This is a genomic window from Cupriavidus plantarum (assembly GCF_905397285.1).
GTDB lineage: Bacteria > Pseudomonadota > Gammaproteobacteria > Burkholderiales > Burkholderiaceae > Cupriavidus > Cupriavidus plantarum.
Map to the genome: position 1 here is coordinate 942,659 of NZ_CAJPUX010000002.1, position 17,976 is coordinate 960,634.

Consider the following 17,976-nt stretch of genomic DNA (forward strand, 5'->3'; position numbering starts at 1 on the left):
CTATGGACCCCCAGGCGCTCTTGATACGGCGACAAGGAGATCTGGAGGACGTTAGCGAACTGAACCCTGTGGGCTGTCTCGCCCAGCTTTGAGGAAGTCACCAATGGAACTAACCGTGAAGCGTTGGGGAAATAGCCTCGCGCTTCGTATCCCAAGCAAGGTTGCGGACCAAGTTAACCTCACGGAAGACACCGTCGTGCAATTGGACGTCCGGGACGGACGCATCATCGTCGAAAGGAAACCGACTTTCTCGCTCGATGCGCTTCTGGATGAACTCGAAGCTGGTGCGGAGCTGGATCCTTTGGTGGATTGGGGGCAGCCCGTAGGCAAAGAGTTCGGATCTCCGGATGAGACCTGAATCAAGGAACCATCTTGATGCAACGGAAGACTGATGTCGTCGAGGCAGCGCTCACGAGGGCGGCACGAAAGGCGCCCATTCGTGGAGAGGTGTGGTGGGTCAACCTCGATCCCACGAAAGGACACGAGCAGGCAGGAAAGCGGCCGGTCGTCGTGCTGACCCCCGAACGATTCAATCGTGCAACGGATCGCGCCATCGTCGTGCCGATGACAACGAAGTTGGCGACTCCGGGAACGCAGCGCGCAAAGTTGCAGGTCCCCATTACCTCGATGGATGAGCCAAGTGTAGCGTTGCCCGATCAAATCGAGACGATAGATTGGGCAGCTCGCTATGCCGCTTATAGCGGCAAGGACGCCACGGACGATGAGCTCGACGAGATAAAAGCGCGAGTGGACGCGCTCATTGGTTGAGGGCTGCGCCTGCCTCCGCCCGCCTTCCATGGCGTAGCGATCGGCTTGCGGTCGATGCGGGTCGTCAACGTTTGCAAGGTTATCGCCTGCAGAGTCTTTGCCGTCTTCACGCCCACAGTGAAACTGTTCCCCTGCAACACCTGGTGATCTCCCGCCCTGTGTCATGAAACCATTGCCTCATCGAATCCAGAGCAGAGGGCAATGCGTATGTCGGCCGATATCACCATCGTTACGATCGATTTGTCGTTTCACCGGGCCGCGACGGGCCTCGTGCGTGCCACGCTGGAAGACCACGGTGTCACGACGCGGGAACTGCTGGCGCCGCATGAGCGGGCGTTCGAGTTGTTCGCGGCGGGAGAGGCTGACTTGCTCTGCAGCGCGTGGCTGCCATCCAGTCACGAGATCTATCTTGCCCCGATCGCGCAAGAGGTCGAGAAGCTGACGGTGCTCTATCGCCCGTTCGCGTTCTGGGGCGTGCCGGACTACGTGCCGATCGAGTCGGTACGCACGATCGGGGATCTCGCCCATGCGACCGTTGTGGCGCGCATGACGAAGCGATTGCAGGGCATCGGGCCCGGTGCCGGCATCAGCCGATTCTCTCGCGTCGCGCTCGAACGATATGGGCTGGCGCAGCATGGCTACCATTTCGAGAACGGCACGTTGGATGACTGCGTGACCGCCTATGAGCATGCCGTCGCTGCGGGCGAGTGGGTCGTCGTTCCGCTGTGGCAACCGCAATACCTCCACGAGACGCACCGTATCCGTCCGCTCGAGGATCCGCTCGGGATCATGGGAACCGTGGATGACGCGACGCTGGTCGCCCGCAAGGACCGGCTGGGCAAGTTGCCGTCCGCGGCTGTCGAGGCGCTGCGTAAGCTGCGGCCGGGAAATGCGACGATCAGCAAGTTAGACTATCTCGTTTCGCGACAACACCGCGACCCGATCGACGCTGCCCGGGAAGCCGCCGCGCGGTAGCCCATACGATTTCCCGCTGCAGTTTCCGCTGCATTCCGCTCAACCTATCTCAGACTCCAGACAGTTCATCATGCCATCCATCGTCGTCGTTGCCACCATCACCGCAGAACCCGGCTCTGAAACCATCGTCCGCGATGCCCTCACCACCGCCGTCGCGGCGGTCCGGGGCGAGCCCGGCTGCGAGCAATACGACCTGAGCGCCGACCCGCAGCGGCCGGGCACCTACGTCATGGTCGAACGCTGGCACAGCGAGGCCGACCTCGAAGCCCACGCCAAAGCGCCGGCATTCCTCGCATTGGCCAAGGCCATCACGGGCATCGCCCAGTTGTCGATTCTGCGGCTGACGCCGGTCGCCTGAGATCGCATGATGTGCGTTCACGCCGCCACAGCGATCGCGATCTTGCCCTGTAGGCCGTTGTCGCGGCTTTCCAGTCGTGTGTGGGCGGCTGGGATGTCGGCGAGGGTGTAGACCGCGCCGACGTGCGGCCGTAGTTGACCGCGGTCGATCAGCGCGGCGAGTTCGTCGAGCTTGCCGCGGTTCTGGCGGGTGAAGACGTAGTGATAGCTGGCGTTCTTGCCCCAGGCCTGAATCAGGTTTTGCGGCTGTGCCGTGTCGACGATCGAGACGATGCGGCCCAGTTGGGCGAGGGCGTTCGGGCCCCGGGTCAGCGTGTCGCCGCCGATGGTGTCGAAGATGACGTCGACCCCATGGCCTCCGGTTTCGCGCAGGATGGCCTCGACATCGTCCTCCTGCCGGTCGATGACGACATCCGCACCAAGCGCCCTGGCGAACCCGAAGTTGGCCTCGCGCACGGTGGTGAACACCTTCGCGCCCATCGCCTTCGCGAGCTGGATGGCGATATGGCCCACGCCGCCGGCCCCGCCATGCACGAGGATGCTTTCCCCCACGCGCAACGCCGCGCGGCCCACCAGCGCCTCCCATACCGTCCCACCCACGAGACTGAGACTCGCCGCCTCGAGGTGGCTCAGCGACGCAGGCTTCTTTCCGACGATCCCTTCTGCCGCGACGTGATACTCGGCATAGCTGCCGGAGCCATGGAAGATCTGCGGGGTGTACCAGACCTCGTCCCCCGGCGAGAACGCCGTGACACCGGGCCCGACGTCCTCCACGACGCCCGACACATCGTGCCCGGTAATCGCGGGCAACGGCACGTACCCGGCATAGTCGCCGCGCCGCACCTGGTAATCGAGCGGGTTGATCGAGGTCGCATGGACGCGGACCAGCACTTCGCCGGCGCCGGGGATCGGCGTGGGTACGTCGCGCAGCGAGAAGGCGTCGGGGCCGCCGAAGGCGGTCAGGATTTGGGCGAGCATGGGTTAGTCTCCAGTTCGGTAAAAAGGGATATCGGGAAATATCGATATTGAAGGGTGCAATAAGGGTAGAAGAGACAAATGCACAAGGCCGCCGGGATGCGAGCGGGGTAAGGAAGACCGAGCGGCGAAGACCTAAAGTTCCTTGCCGATGGCCGCGGCCAGCGCGCGGATCGCGGCCTCGTTCCGCTTGTAGTACGTCCACTGCCCAATCCGCCGAACCTCCACAAGACCGGCGCGCTGAAGCGTGGCAAGGTAGTCCGACACCGTCGACTGCGACAGCCCGACGCCCTCCTGGATACTGCTGACACACACGCCCACCTCGTGCACATCGCCCTCGTCCTGCGGCGGAAAGTGCTTAACGGGATCCTTCAGTCCGCGCAAAATCTCGAGACGCGTCTTGTTGGAGAGGGCTTTGAAGATATCGAGCAAATCCATGCGGCGGAGTATATCGGGTTTTCCCGATATGTCAATGCGCCGCCCCGGAGCCGGCTTTCAACCGTGGAAACTGGATCTCGAACTCCGTGAACTCGTGTTCCACCGAGCGGCAGGAGATGGACGCGCCCCAGCTCTGGAGGACGTCCCTGCAGAAGGCGAGGCCGATGCCCGTGCCCCGATGGGCGGGGTAGGAGAAGAAGGGCTGGAACATGCGCGCGAGGACCTGGGGCGAGACCCCCGTGGCCGTGTCGCGGAAGAGCACGTAGATGCCATCGGGCCGTCCCTCGCAGCGGATGTGAATGCGGCCCTTGCCCGCGCGCTTGATCGCCTCCAGCGCGTTCTTGGTGAGATTGGTGATGACGAGCTCGAATAGCTGCGCGTTGCCCATCACGTGCACCGGCTCGCACGACTCGACGGTGACGATCCCCTCGAATGCGGGTTCGAAGGGAAAGCGTCCGATGCTGGCGCGGATCGAATCCGCGAGTTCGAAGGCGGCTTGCCTGGCGGACTTGGGGTCCTTCGAGTTCGCCACCAGCAGTTCGATGCTGCCGTTGACATACGCGACGTCCGTCTGCAGTCGCGCCACGGCCTGCAGCAGCGCGTCGCGATAGGCGGAGTTCGCGTCGAGCGCCATCGGCAGGCGGCCCCGAAGGCCGACCGCGGTCATCGCCAGGCTGGTCAGCGGCGTGCGCAGTTCATGCGCGACCGTCGCGAGGGCCACGGCCATGCCGCGCCGCTTCTCCTCGACCAGCAACTGGCGGTCGAGCTTGATGACGATGAGCACCGCGATCACGAAGGCGATGATCGGCAGCTGCAGCAGCAACGGCTCCCACGGAATGCCGGCGAGCGAGTGGCCAGCCAGCAGGAAAAGCCCGAAGGCGCCGGCCGCGCCGGACAGCAGCGATACCGTCGCGAAGACGGAGCTGAAGTGGTAAAGCACCACCACCGCGATGATGACGGACTCTGCCCACACCAGCGATCCGTGATTTTCCAGATAGAGAAAGATGAAGGCGAACGGCATCCCTACGGTGATCGCGAACAGCGCGTACATCGGGAGCCAGCGCTTGTGGGACAGCGCCGAGGCGAACAGCAGCGGAGCGAAGAGGACCGTGCAGATCAGGCGCAGCCACAGGTTTTCGTAGGGCTGCGGAAAAACGTAGGACCAGATGACGTAGTACAGCGGATGCCCGATGACGCCCAGCGCGCCGACCATCTGGATGCGGCGCAGGCGTACGACGCTTTCCTCGTCGAGCAGCGTGGAACGCGATGCCCGCTCGAACAAAGCGCGCCATGTATTTTTTACAAGCCGCACCGCATTGGATTCGCCGCCTGCCTGCTTCCGCGTTGCTTCCATAGCCAGCTTGTACTCCTTGAGGGATTGTGGCGAGGCTCCGGCTGCGGGTCACGATGTGCCGCGGCGCGCCCTGCGCGTCGACGACCATTCATCGAGCCGGACTTCATCCCGGATCGCCGCCAGCACCGCGACAAGCCGCTCCACTTCGGAGGCCGTGAGTTTCGCATGCAGCGTTAGTCGCATCAATGCCCTATTTTTGGGGGTGGCGGGCGAGCAGAACACCGCGCCGAAGATTCCATGGCGTTGTAGCGCATTGCGCAAGGCCATCACCTGCGGCTCCGTTCCCGCTTCGAGCCCGATGATCTGTTCGCTGCCGTCGCTGATGTTGTAGCCCAGCGCGGAGATCGCGGCCCGGACGTCTCGCGTGATGGCATGCAGCTGCTGGCGGCGGTCCTCCGCCTGCGCGATGAAATCCGTGGCCGCGTCGAACCACGCGATCTCGTGCCGCAGCAGGCCGGAACTGAAAATCGCGGGCCGCGCTTCCACCGCGAAGAACTCCTTGAACCGGCTCGAGCAGGTGACAAAGCCCGCGCGGCCCGCGAAGGCCTTGGCCAGCGACGCGGTGCGGAAGTGGACGCGTTCGGACAGGCCGAGCGCCGGCACCAGTCCGCCGCCCCCGGGGCCATGCGTGCCCAGCGAGTGGGACTCGTCCACGACGATCACGCTCTTCGTGGACTCCGCAACCCGGACGAACGCCTCGATCGGCGCCACGCTGCCCGTGGTGCTGTAGACGGAGTCCACCATGATGACGCCGGGGCCGACGCGCTCGATCTGTCGTTCCGCGTGCGCGAAGTCGTTATGGCGGATCGGCACGGCTTGCGCGCCGGCGGCGCTGATGCCCTCCCACAGGGACGCGTGGGCATTCATGTCGATGTATACGGGCACGCCCGGTCCCGCGATGCATTGCACGAGTCCCACGTTCGCCGCCCATCCGGACTGCGCGATGAGGCCATCCTCGGCCTGCATCAGGTCCGCGAGCTTGCGTTCAAGCCGCTGCTGGGGCGTGTCGCCATGCCGGAACACGGACGACATCAGCAGTTCGGGCTGTTCATCGAGCAGGGCCCGCGCCTGGGCCTGTACCAGCGCGGGCTCGCCCAGCAGGCACAGATAGTCGTTGCTGCTCAGGTGCAGCGCATCGGGGTCCGGTGTCCGGCCGTGAAGCAAATGGTCACCGCCCCAGAGTTTTTCCATTCGATCGACGAAATGGGTCTCCATCCGGTCGGCAATCCACGCGGGCAGTGGCGGAGACTGGCAACTGCGGGCGATTGTCGGCGATTCTTTGACATCGGCAAACGGCATGAAGGATTCTCCAGGGGGTATTGGGCGATAAAAGACACAGACACAACGTTCATGAAAGCTGTTCGAGGCCTACTGCCAATATCCGCGGCACCCCCCGTCGGTGGGGAGCGGGCCGCCGCGCGATCTGCACAGGTGAAATGTTGTCACGTCACAACAATGCCCGCGCGCATTGTCGAAGGATTGTCAGCGTTCTGCTTGCGATTGCGCGCGGTGGATGCGCGCTGCCGAACGCTTCGCACGTGATGCTGCCGAAATGCCTGCAAAGGGGGCGGCGCCGGACGGCCGCTCGATGATGGCGGGCCGCGCAGGCCTTGTGAAACAACGGCTACGACGCGACGATGGCTGACATCTACTATATGGCGGCGATGTCGGGGATGGGAGGCGCGTGGTGCGGGCGATCGCGGCCCGAGGCTTCGATGGCGTCGATGGCCCAGGGACGTTACGGTCGAATGTTGGCGCTTTCCGCGCTCAGGCGGCGTGGATCCGGGGTGGATCCTGCCGTGATGTATTGCAGCGTGGCGGATGACGCCACGCTTGCGGGGGACGCGTCAGAGATACTCGACGTTGCCGTCGATGCTGATGGCCTGGCCGGAGACGTTGCGGCCGGCGGGCGAGGCGAGGAACAGCGCCATGGCGGCGACGTCCTCGGCGGTGACCATGCGGCGAAGCGAAATCTTGCCCAGGTATTCGCGCTTCATGTCATCGAAGCCGATGCCGCGCTCCTCCGCGCGCGCGGCGATCACGCGATCCATGCGAGGTCCTTCGACCACGCCGGGGAGGATGGCGTTGACGCGGATGTCGTCGGGACCGAGTTCGATGGCCAGCGACTTCACGAGACCGACGATGGCCCATTTGGTGGCCGCATACGGCGTGCGATAGGCATAGCCGAGGCGTCCCGCGACGGACGACATCGCGATGATCGAAGGGGTGTCGGAGGTAGCCTTGAGCAGGGGGACGGCTTTGCGCAGGAACGAGTGCTGGCTGTTCAGGTTCGTGGTGACGGTCTGCTGCCACTGTTCCGGCGTGATGGCGTCCACCGCGCCGGTCGGCCCCGCGATGCCCGCGTTGTTCACGAGTACGTCGAGCCCGCCTAGCGCGGCATGGGCGGCGTCGATGATGCGGTCCACCTGCGAGGGGTCCGCCACGTCGGCGACGCCCGCGAAGAGGCGCGGATGCCGGCTCGCCGCACGGGCAACGGCCTCGGGGTCGATATCGCAGACGTAGACGGACGCTTCCGCTTCCAGAAACGCATCGGCGATCGCCGCGCCGATGCCCGAGGCGCCGCCCGAGATCAGTACCCGCAGTCCTGCGCGGGGCTTGAGCATGTCGAGGATGGTCATGTGTTGGTCATGTCGTTGAAGGAATGAGAGCCCACCCACAGGGAGTCCACCCAGAGGGAGCCCACCCACAGGGAGCACTCCCACCGGCGCGTTACAACGTCATCCCGCCCGACACCTCGATGACCGCGCCGTTGACATAGCTCGCCTCGTCGCTCGCGAGGAACGCATACACGTTGGCAATCTCCTCCGGCTGGCCGAGGCGTCGCAGCGGGACGTCCGCGCGCATTCTGCCGAGGACGTCCTCGGGAATCGTGCCGAGAATGGGGGTTTCGATGAAGCCCGGGGCCACCGCGTTCACGCGGATGCCTTTGGGCCCGAGTTCGCGGCTCCAGGTCTTGGTGAAACCGATGACGCCGAACTTGGCGGCCGCGTAGTTGGTCTGGCCATAGTTGCCATACACGCCCACCACCGAGCTCGCGTTCAGGATCACGCCCGCGCGTTGATCGATCATTGGATCGACCACCGCCTGCGCCACATGAAAGACCGCGCGCAGGTTCACGTCGATGACGTCGTCGAACTGCTGCGACGTCATCTTCTGCAGCCGCGCATCGCGCGTGATGCCCGCGTTGTTGACGAGCACGTCGATGCGCCGCCAGCGCGCCAGCACGTCCGCCACCATGGCGTCCACCGCATCGCGGTTCGTGACGTCCACGGTGTAACCGTGCGCCTCCACGCCCGCCGCGCGGCAGGCGTCGACGACCGAGGCCACGGCCCCCGGATTCACGTCGCACACGGCCACGGCGGCGCCCTCGCGAGCGAACTTGAGCGCGGTTGCGGCGCCGATGCCCTGGCCCGCGCCCGTGATGATGGCTACCTTGCTGCTGAGTCTCATGAAACAGGATGGTTGTTGTTGTAGGGGAGAACAGATATTACGCTCGCGCGGGCCGATCGCGCGACAGATCGCCCGCGCCGCGGGTGCGACCGGAACCCGTCTCGTTGTCGATGGCCCGCGCCAGCAGGGGCACGATCAGCAGACCGAGCACCGCGGCACCGATGATGACCGCGAAGCCCGATGCGCTGCGCCCCGTGGCGGCCTCGGCCATGCCGAACAGATACGGCCCCGCGAAACCTCCCAGCAGGCCGATCGTGTTGATGAACGCGAGCCCGGCCGCGGCATGAATGCCCTGCAGGCGCTTCATCGCAATGGTCCAGTAGGAAGGCAGCACACCGCCGCCGAAGAACGCCGTGCCCGCGAGCAGGACGATCTGCAGCGTCTGGTTCGACGTGAGCAGAATGCCCGCCGCCGTGAGCGCGGAGCCCGCCGTCAGCACCCACAGGAACTTGCAGTCGGACTGCGTGCGGCGATGAATACGCGGCAGCGTCAGCACGCCGAGCAGAAAGCCGATGCCCACGCTGCCCGATAGCAGGCCAATGACCAGCGGCGACGTGACATGCATCTGCTGGATGATCGCCGGCGTGAAGAAGACGAGGCCGACGAACGCCACCTGGTTCAGGAAGTAGATCAGCCCGATCAGCACCGTGGTGGGCCGCTTGAGCGCCGCCATCCAGTGCGCCGAGGTCAGCCGCGCATGATCCTCGATGACCGCGCGGTCCGTCAGCGCCTGCGCCTCGTCGCGCGACAGCCAGCGCGCGTCCGATGGCCGCTCCGGCAGCTTGTAGTACAGCAGGATGCCGACGAAGATCGTGGGCAGGCCCTCGATCAGGAACATCCACTGCCAGCCATGCAGGCCGCCGATGCCATCCATCTGCATCAGCGCGCCGCCGATCGGATTGCCGATGACGAGCGCGATGGCGGGCGCCGTGTAGATCCAGCCGACGGCAACGGGCCGGTCCTTCGGCGCGAACCACATCGTCACCATGTACATCAGTGCCGGAAACAGACCGGACTCGGCAATGCCCAGCAGCACGCGCAGCACGTAGAAGGACCACTCTCCCTGCACGAACATCATGCCCGCGGACAACGCGCCCCACGTCACCGCGATGCGCGCGATCCAGCGGCGCGGCCCCACGCGATGGGCGATGAGGTTGCTGGGCACTTCGAGCAGCGCATAGCCGATGAAGAAGATACCCGCGCCCAGCCCATAGATCGCGGCCGTGATGCCAAGGTCGTGCGACAGTTGCACCTTTGCGAGCGCGACGTTGGTGCGGTCGAGATACGACATGAAATAGATCGCGCACATCAGCGGGATGAGATACCGCATGGCCTTGCGCGTGGCCTCGTCATGCGTCGCGTCGCTGGCCGATTCGAACGAAGGGGTCACCATGGTTTGTCTCCGGATGGTTATCGTTGTGGCTATCGTTGTGAGGTTCAGAACGTCACGTTGGCCGCGCCCTTGAGCCCGAGCATCTCGCGTGCTTCGTCGGGCGTGGCGATCTCGAACGACAGCTCTTCGAGGATGCGGCGGATCTTGCCGACCTGCTCGGCGTTGCTGCGCGCCTTGACACCCTTGGACAGGTACACGCTGTCTTCGAGTCCCACTCGCACATTGCCGCCAAGGATCGCGGCCATCGTGACGAGCGGCATCTGGTGCCGCCCGGCGCCGAGCACCGAGAAGTGATAGTTCTCGCGGCCGAACAGGCGGTCCGCGGTGTTGCGCATGACGACGAGGTTCTCGGGATCGGGACCGAGGCCGCCGAGAATGCCAAGCACTGTCTGGATGAAGAACGGCGGCTTGACGAGCCCCAGCTGCATGAAATGCGCGAGGTTGTAGAGGTGGCCCACGTCGTAGCACTCGAACTCGAAGCGCGTGCCGTGATCCGCGAACTCGGTGAGGATGTTGCGGATGTCCCGGAAGGTGTTGCGGAAGATCATGTCCTCCATGCCTTCGAGGTATTCCTTCTCCCAGCCAAAGCGCCAGCCGTCCTCGCGCTCGATTTTCGGCGCGATGGGATGCAGCGAGAAGTTCATCGAGCCCATGTTGAGCGAGCACATCTCGGGACGCGCGACGCGCGGGTAAGCGAGGCGCTCGTCCAGCGTCATGCGCGTGCTGCCACCGGTGGTGATGTTGATGACCGCATTCGTCGCGCGCACGATCTCGGGCACGAACTCGCGGAAAACGGCCGGGTCGGGCGTGGGCCGGCCATCGACGGGGTTTCGCGCGTGGAGGTGGAGGATGGCGGCCCCGGCCTGCGCGGCCTCGATGGCCTGCGAGGCGATGTCCGCGGGCGTCAGCGGCAGGTACGGCGACATCGACGGCACGTGCGCGGAGCCGGTGACGGCGCAGGAAATGATGACTTTCCGGGAGTCGGAACGCTTGGGGGAGGGTGTCACGGCAGGTGTCTCGGTATCTGGCTTATAGGGCTCGGGCGAGCTTGTGGAGGGGATGATAGTTCGATAGGATGCCCGGCGTAAGGTCATTTCCGGACACGCTCATGTCCAAATAGGACAGATTTGAGGGGGCGTTGTCCGGGGTGCCAGCCTGAAACAGGAGACACCCGTGCCGCCGAGATTTCCGCTGCACAACGAGCGCATCCATGCGCCGTACAAGATTGCCGCGCTGGTGGAAGTGCTGGCCGAGCAGGGCATCGCGCCCGAAGACAGCCTTCGCGGCACCGGGCTCGCACCGGAGGCTCTGACGGACACGTCGTTGCTGACGTCCGTGCGGCAGTACATCGCGGTGTGCCGCAATGCGCTGGCGTTATCCCACGATCCCGCCACGCCGTTCGTGGTCGGCGGGCGGCTGCATCTGGCGGCCTACGGGATGTATGGGTATGCGCTGATGTCCTGCCTGTCGCTGCGGGATTATTTCCGGCTCGGCGTCAAATACCATAGGCTCGCCACGCCGACGGTGACGATCGAATGGACGGAGTATCCGGACCGCATCGTGTGGACGTTTCCCGATGCGATGGTCGCCATCGCGTCGGACGAACTGCGGCGGTTCCTGATCGAGCAGCAGTTCACGCAGCATGCCACCCATCTGCAGGACGTTGCCGGCCAGCGTTGCCCGCCCGTGCTCGCGCGCTTCGTTCACGCGCCGCCCGCGCATGCGGCGTTGTACGAGCAGTACCTCGGTTGCCCCTGCGAATTCGGGCAGCCTGCGTACGAGCTCATCTACGACAGCGCCATCCTTGGACAGAAGCCGCAGCTCGCGCACCGGCATTCGGCCGCGCTGATTCAGGAAACGTGCGACCGGCTTGTCGGGGAAGCAAAGACGTCGAGCGGGGTATCGGGCGAGGTCTATCAGATCCTGATGCGCGAGCCTGGGGTGTTTCCGGGCATGGATGCCGTGGCGGATGCGCTTGGCATGACGAGCCGCACGCTGCGGCGGCATCTGGCCGCCGAGGATACGTCGTTCGGCGCGATTCTTGACGACGTGCGGTTCTCGCTAGCCACCGAGTATCTGAAGACCACACGTATGAGCACGGACGACATCGCGCTGCTGCTCGGCTTCAGCGATGGCGCGAATTTCCGCCGGGCGTTCAAGCGATGGAAGGAAACCGAGGCCGCCCGCCTCGGTTGACGACTCAGGTCGCCAGCCGCGGCGCCTGCGTCCGCGAGGCGAATGCGAACGCGATCTGCATGGCGCCAACGCACAAGCCCATCGCCGCGCCGACCTTCCATGCCGTGTCGTAGTTGCGCGCAAGCTCGTACAGCCAGCCGCCGCCGAACGCGCCGATGAAGCTGCCGATCTGATGGCTGAAGAAGGCCACGCCGGCGATCATCGCCTGCCAGCGCAGGCCGAACGTCTGCGCGATCCAGCCCTGCACGAGCGGCGACACGCCGAGCCACAGGAAGCCCATCACCGATGCGAAGATCATCGTCGTCTCGGGCGTCGGCGACACGTGGAAGTACCAGACGAAGCCCAGCGAGCGCAGGATGTAGATGCAGCCCAGCAGATGCAGCTTGTTGACGCGGCCGCCGGCCCAGCCGAAGAACAGGCTGCCGAGCACGTTGAAGCCGCCGATCAGACCCAGCGCCTTGGCGGAGAGCATCGGGTCCATGCCGCAGAGATCGAGGTAGGCCGGCAGGTGCGTGGTCAGGAAGACCAGTTGCATGCCGCAGACCGTATAGGCCAGCGCCATGACGACAAACGGCGGATGGCGCAGCGCGCTCGTCAGCGCGTGACGGCCGGATTGTTCGACCGGGGCATGCGTGGGCGTGGCCTGACGCAGGGTATCGACGCGCCCGGCCGTCCACGCCGCGGGCAACATGATCAGCGCGAGGATGACGAACGAAGCGACACCGAGCCGCCAGCCCCATCCCTGCGAGATCGCCTGCCCGAGCGGCGCGGCAATCATCGCGCCGAGCGAGCCGCAGGCCGACACGAAGCCAAGCACGAGGCTGCGGACATGCGGTGGCACCGCATGGGACGCGGCGGCCATCGACATCGCCGTGCCCGTGGTCGCCATGGCGGCGCCGATCAGCAGGCCGGCGCCGAGGATCACGGTCCAGAGTCCCTGCGAGGTCGCCAGCAGGAGCAGGCCGACGAGGTACAGCAGCGACCCGCCGATCATCAACGGCCGAAACCCCACGCGCACGGCGAACGCCCCCGCGAATGGCTGCAGCAAGCCCCACGTGAGGTTCTGCACGGCGACGGCGATCGTGAAGTCGCCCACGGAAATGCCGATGTCGCGCGTGAGCGGCGGGACGAAGATCCCCAGGCTCTGGCGCAATCCCATGGCGAGGGACAGCATGACGGACGCGCCGACGAGGATCGGCAGCGCGGAACGCAAGGGGTTGGACATGTCGTGTCTCGGTGTCGTTATCTGGATGGCCTCTGCGGGCCTCCGAGATTGTAGCCAAGTCAACGAATTTCCACAGAACGACCGTGCGGCGGGGGTGAGGCCGGTGGCTGGCCGTTCTGCAGGGCGGATTGGCGCGCGTCGTCAGGGCCGATACGGCTCGAGCATGGCGTCCTTCATGCCGTAGCCTGCCTCGCCCATCATCGTCTCCGCGCGCTCCACGCGCAGGGTGCCGCGGATCCATACCGTGTCCATCGTGCGCAGACCTTCCAGCGGGCGATTCGTGCGGACGTGAACGACCTGGTTGGCAGGCGGGGGTGGCACATGGATGCAGGCGCCGAAGTACGGCACCAGCAGGAACTCGCGTATGGCTTCGCCCTCTCCGTCGAGGGAGACCACGAACCCCGGCAGCCGTACCGCTGCGCCGTCGAGCGACGGTTCGATGGGTGCGGTTTGCCAGAACTTGCGCGCCTTGTCCATGGCGGCTTCGGCGCGCGGATCGTTGTCTTCCATCTCGTCCAGCTTCAGGCCCTTGAAGGGGGCCATCGGGTCCCAGCCTTTGGGCAGCAGGGCCTGCCAGTCGATGTCCCGGAAGTTGCCCGTGGGCGTGCCGGATGCCGGCGGTGATTCGGGTATCGAGGGTTGCGCGGCGGCCACTGTGGTGGAGGTGGCTGCAGGGGTAGGTCTCTGCGGCGCGGATCGCAGCCAGTACGCGCCGGCCACGACCGCGGCGGTGCACAGGACGATGGCCGCGGTGGCCAGAAGGGGGGCGGACAGGCGCGGGCCTCGGGATGTCATGGGTGTCTCGGGTACTGCGGGCCCTGGCCGCGCATCGCGCGGCGGTGGCACATCAACGGGTATAGGTTTCCACGCTCGCGCCATGCATGGCATAGCCCGCATCGCCCATCGCCGACGTCAACCGTTCGACGCGCAGGGTGCCCGTGACCCACACCGCGCGCATCACGCGGAGCGGCGTGCGGGAGGGTTTGTCGAGCTTTACATGCACGATCTGGTTGGCCGGCGGGGGCGGTACGTGGATGCATGCCCCGAAGTATGGCACCAGCAGGAACTCGCCGATGATGCGCGCGTCGCCGGACATCGGCACGACGTAGCCGGGCAGCCTTGCGCGCACGCCGTCGAGAGAGCGTTCGACCGGCGCGGACTTCCAATAGTCGCGGGCCCGCGCGAGCGCTTCCCGCGCGCGGGGATCGTTGTCCTCGAGACTGTCGAGGTCGAGCCCTTGCAGCGGGGCCTTCGCGTCCCAGCCCGCGGGCAGCAGCGCGGACCACTTGAGCTCGCGCACCGTAGTGTCCGCGCGCGCGGTCGGCAGCAGGCAGGCGCCGCCGAGTGCGGCGAGGGCTTGCAGGGTCAGGCGTCGGGAGGGCATGGTCATGGGTTCAGGAAAGCGCCTTCCCCCGGCCCCGCGGCGGGCCGGAGGTGGGCCATGGGGGGCCGCCATCGGGCATGGGGGTATGGGTCGTACAGTCGGCGCTACAGTCGATTTCATGTATTCGGAGTCAAGCCATCCGCGAGGCTCAGCCGGTATGCGCGCCAGCCCGGCAGCAGCGAGGCCACCGCGCCCGCGGCCACGATTGCGGCGAGCAGCCACAACTCCCTCGCCAGGTCGCTTGCCTGCGGCCAGGCCACCGGCAACGCGATGCCAAGGCTCGCCTGCAACCAGGGCGCGACGGCGACCGACGCCACGGTCACCAGCAGGTATCCGGCAAGCGTGCCGGCGAGCATCAGGCAGAAGCCCTCTGCCGCGAGCAGCCACAGCAGATCCAGCGGCCGCGCGCCCACCGCGCGCAGGATAGCGAGTTCGCGGCGGCGTTCGCCCAGCGCGGCGAGGATGGACGATATCAGTCCCGCGAGTCCCACCGCAATGACGAGCACCGACATCAGCCGCATGCCGGTCTCGGCCACCCCGATCATGTCCCAGAGTTCGTCGAGCGCGACGCCAGGCAGCACGGCCATCAACGGCTCTTGTTTGTCGTCGGCGATCCCGTCGGCAATCTCGCGCTGCATGGCGAACACGCGCGAGCGCAGCTTCAGGCCGACAAGCAGACCCGTTACGTGTCTGGGCGTCAGGTCGAACTTGCGCACGAGCTGCCGGGAAATGCTCATGCCGGGGATCGGGGCGCCAGCCTGCCAGTCGAGGTGGATCGCTTCCATCGCCTCGAGCGTGATGTGCACGGTGCGGTCAACGGGCGTGCCCGTCGGCGCGAGAATGCCCGTCACGACGAACGGCTTGTCCGCATGCGCGTGATGCGCGCCGAGCGGGCCATGGTCGTGCTCATCGCCATCCGCGTCCCCACCCGCGTCTCCATGACTCAGCACGATCCGATCGCCGAGCTTGTAGTGCAGCGCGCGAGCGACCTCCGCGCCGATCACCGCATCGAACAGCCCATCGGACCGCGCATCGAGCGGCTGCCCCTCGGCCAGCCGCAACGCGTGCTGCGCGCCATAACGGTAGTACCGGAAGTAGTCGCCATTGGTCGCCAACACGGGAAATCCGCGATGCGAATCCCCTAGCGACACCGGTATCGTCCAGGCCACAAGCGGATGCGCGGCGATGCGGCGCGCGCTGTCCCAGCTCATGTCGTTGGTCGCGCTGCCGAGGTGGAAGACCGTATAGAGCATCAGCTGCATTGGGCTGCCCCGCGCGCCGACGATCAGGTCCGTGCCCGACACCGATTGAGAAAACCCCGCCCGCACCTGCTGGCGGATGCGCTCCACGCCGAGCAGCAGCGCCGTGGAGAGCGCGATGACCACGATCATCAGCAGCAGGTTGTACCGCCGGTTCCACGCGCTGCGCGCGGCAAGGCCGAACAGCGTCATGCCGTGGCCTCCATCGCCGGCATCGGCATGGCGAATCTCCGGTCGAAATGCCGGTCGAAATGCCGGGCCAGACGTTCATCGTGGCTGACGAAGATGAGGCTTGCGCCCACCGCGCGGCACTCGCGTTGCAGCAGATCCATGAACGCCGCCTGCCGCGCGGCATCGAGCGCGGACGTTGGCTCGTCGGCCAGGATCAGTTGCGGCCGGCCGAGCAGCGCGCGGGCCGCGGCGACCCGTTGTTGCTGCCCCACGGAAAGTTGCGACGCGGGGCGATGCCACAGCGCTTCGGGCAGGTCGAGGCGGCCCAGCAGCATCGCCGCGGCATCGGCGGGGTTGTCCCCTTGTTCCCGCACGCGTTCGCGACGCGCCGCGGAGAACCGGCAGGCGAGCAGGACGTTGTCGAGCACGGACAGGTAGGGAAGCAGATTCAACTGCTGGAAGATGATGCCCATGCGGTCGGCGCGGAAGCGGTCGCGCTGCGCGCCGGATAGCGTGTGCAATGCGGTGCCGCAGACGTCGATCGCGCCTTCGGTCGGGACCAGCACGCCCGCGAGCAGGCCGAGCAGCGTGCTTTTGCCGCTGCCGCTCTCGCCGGAGACGAACACATGCTCGCCTGGGGCGGCGTCGAAACGGTCGATGCGGAGGCAGGCGTCGCGTTGGCCCGGCCATGCGAACACGACCTTCTGCAGGGCGACCGCCTGGGCAGTAACTGGGGCGCGTGGGTGCGGTGACATGGATGGTGCGGGTGATGGGGCAGTCGGCAAGATTAATGCAACTTAGTTGCAATGTCGAATGTTATCTGCTTACAAAACTGCGCTTTGCGCGCGTCGCGGCGGGGTCGTATCGTAGCAATCGATGCACCATGGCAAGGCACAACGGCAGGGCACAACAGCAAGGCACAAAGACAAGGAGAGACGACGTGATACCCAAGAACACGATCTGTTTGTGGTACGACGGCGGCGCGGAAGAGGCGGCCAATTTCTACGCGACAACCTTCCCGGACAGCCGCGTCGTCGCGGTGCACCATGCCCCAAGCGACTATCCCTCGGGCAAGGAGGGCGACGTCATCACCGTCGAATTCACCGTCGCGGGCATTCCCTGCATCGGCCTGAATGGCGGGCCCGAGTTCAAGCATAACGAGTCGTTTTCGTTCCAGATCGCCACCGACGATCAGGCGGAGACGGACCGCCTCTGGAACGCGATCGTCGGGAACGGCGGGCAGGAAAGCGTGTGCGGCTGGTGCAAGGACAAATGGGGCATCTCGTGGCAGATCACGCCGCGCGTGCTGACGGAGGCGTACACGAGCAAGGACCGCGCCGCGGCCAGGCGCGCCTTTACGGCCATGATGTCGATGACAAAGATCGACGTGGCAAAGATCGAGGCCGCGGTGAAGGGCTGAAGGGGCTGATCGACAATAAACGAGGGTAGGGTAATCCCTCGCGGGGGACCGATGTCCCATGCATTCCGGCGCGTTCCGGCCCGATCGCGGCCGGAACCGGGACGCTCGCCTCATGTCCGGGACCGATCGATTTCCGACAATGGCTCCACGGTTTGGCAATCCATGCCAGGCCGCATCCCTTACCGATTGGAGTTTGCGTTGGAGTAGTCGAGATGTATACGAAGCTTGCCAAGACCCTGTTTGTTGTTTCCACGATGACCTTCGGCCTGTCTCAGGCCGCGCACGCCGCATGGAGCGATACCTTCGTTCCGGCCAGTGCGTCCACAAAGCATGTGAGCACCACGTGCAAGCTGGGCGGCTTCGATCCCTACACCGACGGTACCCGCATGGGCCCGCGCGATCCCTATACCGACGGCGGCAACCGTATCGGCATGCGCGATACGTATACCGACGGCGCGCGTGCCATGCCCGTGCGAGGAGAGTGCGCCTCGCATCTGTCCTGATGGCTCGGGCGGCGGTACGCCTTGCATCCTGAAACCCGCAGCCCGACCACCGTTCATCCGCCGGCGTGGCAGCATTCGCCGGCGGAT

20 protein-coding genes are annotated in these 17,976 nt (G+C 65.7%); 7 read left to right on the forward strand and 13 right to left on the reverse strand.

The genetic code is table 11. The features are described from left to right. Positions 1 to 103: 103 nt before the first annotated feature. The 4 genes from KHP16_RS12945 to KHP16_RS12960 all read left to right on the forward strand — a co-directional run bounded on the left by KHP16_RS12945 (position 104) and on the right by KHP16_RS12960 (position 2,101). Positions 104 to 358 (forward strand): AbrB/MazE/SpoVT family DNA-binding domain-containing protein, encoded by a 255-nt coding sequence (locus tag KHP16_RS12945; RefSeq protein ID WP_109582924.1) that lies wholly within the window; start codon positions 104 to 106, stop codon positions 356 to 358. Positions 359 to 375: 17 nt separating this feature from the next. Next, on the forward strand, positions 376 to 768 hold the full coding sequence (locus tag KHP16_RS12950; RefSeq protein WP_211960572.1) for a type II toxin-antitoxin system PemK/MazF family toxin: 393 nt from the start codon (positions 376 to 378) through the stop codon (positions 766 to 768). A gap of 201 nt (positions 769 to 969) precedes the next feature. Further along, complete coding sequence (locus KHP16_RS12955) at positions 970 to 1,743, forward strand: glycine betaine ABC transporter substrate-binding protein (protein WP_211960327.1); 774 nt, start codon at positions 970 to 972, stop codon at positions 1,741 to 1,743. 70 nt (positions 1,744 to 1,813) lie between these two features. Continuing rightward, positions 1,814 to 2,101, forward strand: a complete 288-nt coding sequence (locus KHP16_RS12960) for a putative quinol monooxygenase (protein WP_109582921.1) — start codon at positions 1,814 to 1,816, stop codon at positions 2,099 to 2,101. 17 nt (positions 2,102 to 2,118) lie between these two features. On the opposite strand, the gene KHP16_RS12965 is transcribed toward KHP16_RS12960, so the two are convergent. The 8 genes from KHP16_RS12965 to kce all read right to left on the reverse strand — a co-directional run bounded on the left by KHP16_RS12965 (position 2,119) and on the right by kce (position 10,738). Further along, positions 2,119 to 3,078, reverse strand: a complete 960-nt coding sequence (locus KHP16_RS12965) for a zinc-dependent alcohol dehydrogenase family protein (RefSeq protein ID WP_211960328.1) — start codon at positions 3,076 to 3,078, stop codon at positions 2,119 to 2,121. Between the two features lie 132 nt (positions 3,079 to 3,210). Further along, the gene (locus KHP16_RS12970; RefSeq protein ID WP_109582919.1) at positions 3,211 to 3,513 is read right to left on the reverse strand and encodes an ArsR/SmtB family transcription factor; all 303 of its coding nucleotides are present in this window, start codon (positions 3,511 to 3,513) and stop codon (positions 3,211 to 3,213) included. Positions 3,514 to 3,544: 31 nt separating this feature from the next. Further along, positions 3,545 to 4,867, reverse strand: a complete 1,323-nt coding sequence (locus KHP16_RS12975; RefSeq protein WP_211960329.1) for a sensor histidine kinase — start codon at positions 4,865 to 4,867, stop codon at positions 3,545 to 3,547. Positions 4,868 to 4,915: 48 nt separating this feature from the next. Continuing rightward, entirely contained in the window at positions 4,916 to 6,166 is a 1,251-nt protein-coding gene (gene cqsA / locus KHP16_RS12980) for an alpha-hydroxyketone-type quorum-sensing autoinducer synthase (RefSeq protein WP_109582917.1), read from the reverse strand. Positions 6,167 to 6,714: 548 nt separating this feature from the next. Next, positions 6,715 to 7,506, reverse strand: a complete 792-nt coding sequence (locus KHP16_RS12985) for an SDR family oxidoreductase (RefSeq protein WP_211960330.1) — start codon at positions 7,504 to 7,506, stop codon at positions 6,715 to 6,717. 91 nt (positions 7,507 to 7,597) lie between these two features. Further along, positions 7,598 to 8,338: a 3-oxoacyl-[acyl-carrier-protein] reductase gene (gene fabG, locus KHP16_RS12990; protein ID WP_109582915.1), complete on the reverse strand. Its 741-nt coding sequence runs from the start codon at positions 8,336 to 8,338 to the stop codon at positions 7,598 to 7,600. Between the two features lie 37 nt (positions 8,339 to 8,375). After that, the gene (locus tag KHP16_RS12995) at positions 8,376 to 9,731 is read right to left on the reverse strand and encodes an MFS transporter (RefSeq protein WP_244835783.1); all 1,356 of its coding nucleotides are present in this window, start codon (positions 9,729 to 9,731) and stop codon (positions 8,376 to 8,378) included. A 44-nt stretch (positions 9,732 to 9,775) separates the two neighbouring features. Next, positions 9,776 to 10,738, reverse strand: a complete 963-nt coding sequence (kce, locus tag KHP16_RS13000) for a 3,5-dioxohexanoate:acetyl-CoA acetone transferase (protein WP_258307957.1) — start codon at positions 10,736 to 10,738, stop codon at positions 9,776 to 9,778. 166 nt (positions 10,739 to 10,904) lie between these two features. Between kce and KHP16_RS13005 the strand changes: the two genes are divergently transcribed. Beyond that, complete coding sequence (locus KHP16_RS13005) at positions 10,905 to 11,927, forward strand: AraC family transcriptional regulator (protein WP_115952991.1); 1,023 nt, start codon at positions 10,905 to 10,907, stop codon at positions 11,925 to 11,927. 4 nt (positions 11,928 to 11,931) lie between these two features. On the opposite strand, the gene KHP16_RS13010 is transcribed toward KHP16_RS13005, so the two are convergent. The 5 genes from KHP16_RS13010 to KHP16_RS13030 all read right to left on the reverse strand — a co-directional run bounded on the left by KHP16_RS13010 (position 11,932) and on the right by KHP16_RS13030 (position 16,721). Then, the gene (locus KHP16_RS13010; RefSeq protein ID WP_121491413.1) at positions 11,932 to 13,152 is read right to left on the reverse strand and encodes an MFS transporter; all 1,221 of its coding nucleotides are present in this window, start codon (positions 13,150 to 13,152) and stop codon (positions 11,932 to 11,934) included. A 141-nt stretch (positions 13,153 to 13,293) separates the two neighbouring features. After that, on the reverse strand, positions 13,294 to 13,947 hold the full coding sequence (locus tag KHP16_RS13015; protein ID WP_208648224.1) for a DUF3299 domain-containing protein: 654 nt from the start codon (positions 13,945 to 13,947) through the stop codon (positions 13,294 to 13,296). A 52-nt stretch (positions 13,948 to 13,999) separates the two neighbouring features. Continuing rightward, positions 14,000 to 14,542, reverse strand: a complete 543-nt coding sequence (locus KHP16_RS13020) for a DUF3299 domain-containing protein (protein WP_211960331.1) — start codon at positions 14,540 to 14,542, stop codon at positions 14,000 to 14,002. Between the two features lie 110 nt (positions 14,543 to 14,652). Next, positions 14,653 to 15,987, reverse strand: coding sequence for an ABC transporter permease (locus tag KHP16_RS13025; protein WP_211960332.1), 1,335 nt, complete (start codon positions 15,985 to 15,987; stop codon positions 14,653 to 14,655). Further along, the gene (locus KHP16_RS13030; protein ID WP_109582909.1) at positions 15,984 to 16,721 is read right to left on the reverse strand and encodes an ATP-binding cassette domain-containing protein; all 738 of its coding nucleotides are present in this window, start codon (positions 16,719 to 16,721) and stop codon (positions 15,984 to 15,986) included. The genes KHP16_RS13025 and KHP16_RS13030 overlap by 4 nt, the downstream gene beginning before the upstream one ends. Before the next feature lie 185 nt (positions 16,722 to 16,906). On the opposite strand from KHP16_RS13030, the gene KHP16_RS13035 reads away from it, so the two are divergent. Both KHP16_RS13035 and KHP16_RS13040 read left to right on the forward strand, forming a co-directional pair. Then, positions 16,907 to 17,386, forward strand: a complete 480-nt coding sequence (locus KHP16_RS13035; protein WP_211960333.1) for a VOC family protein — start codon at positions 16,907 to 16,909, stop codon at positions 17,384 to 17,386. 212 nt (positions 17,387 to 17,598) lie between these two features. Beyond that, positions 17,599 to 17,889, forward strand: coding sequence for a hypothetical protein (locus KHP16_RS13040; protein WP_211960334.1), 291 nt, complete (start codon positions 17,599 to 17,601; stop codon positions 17,887 to 17,889). Positions 17,890 to 17,976: the final 87 nt, after the last annotated feature.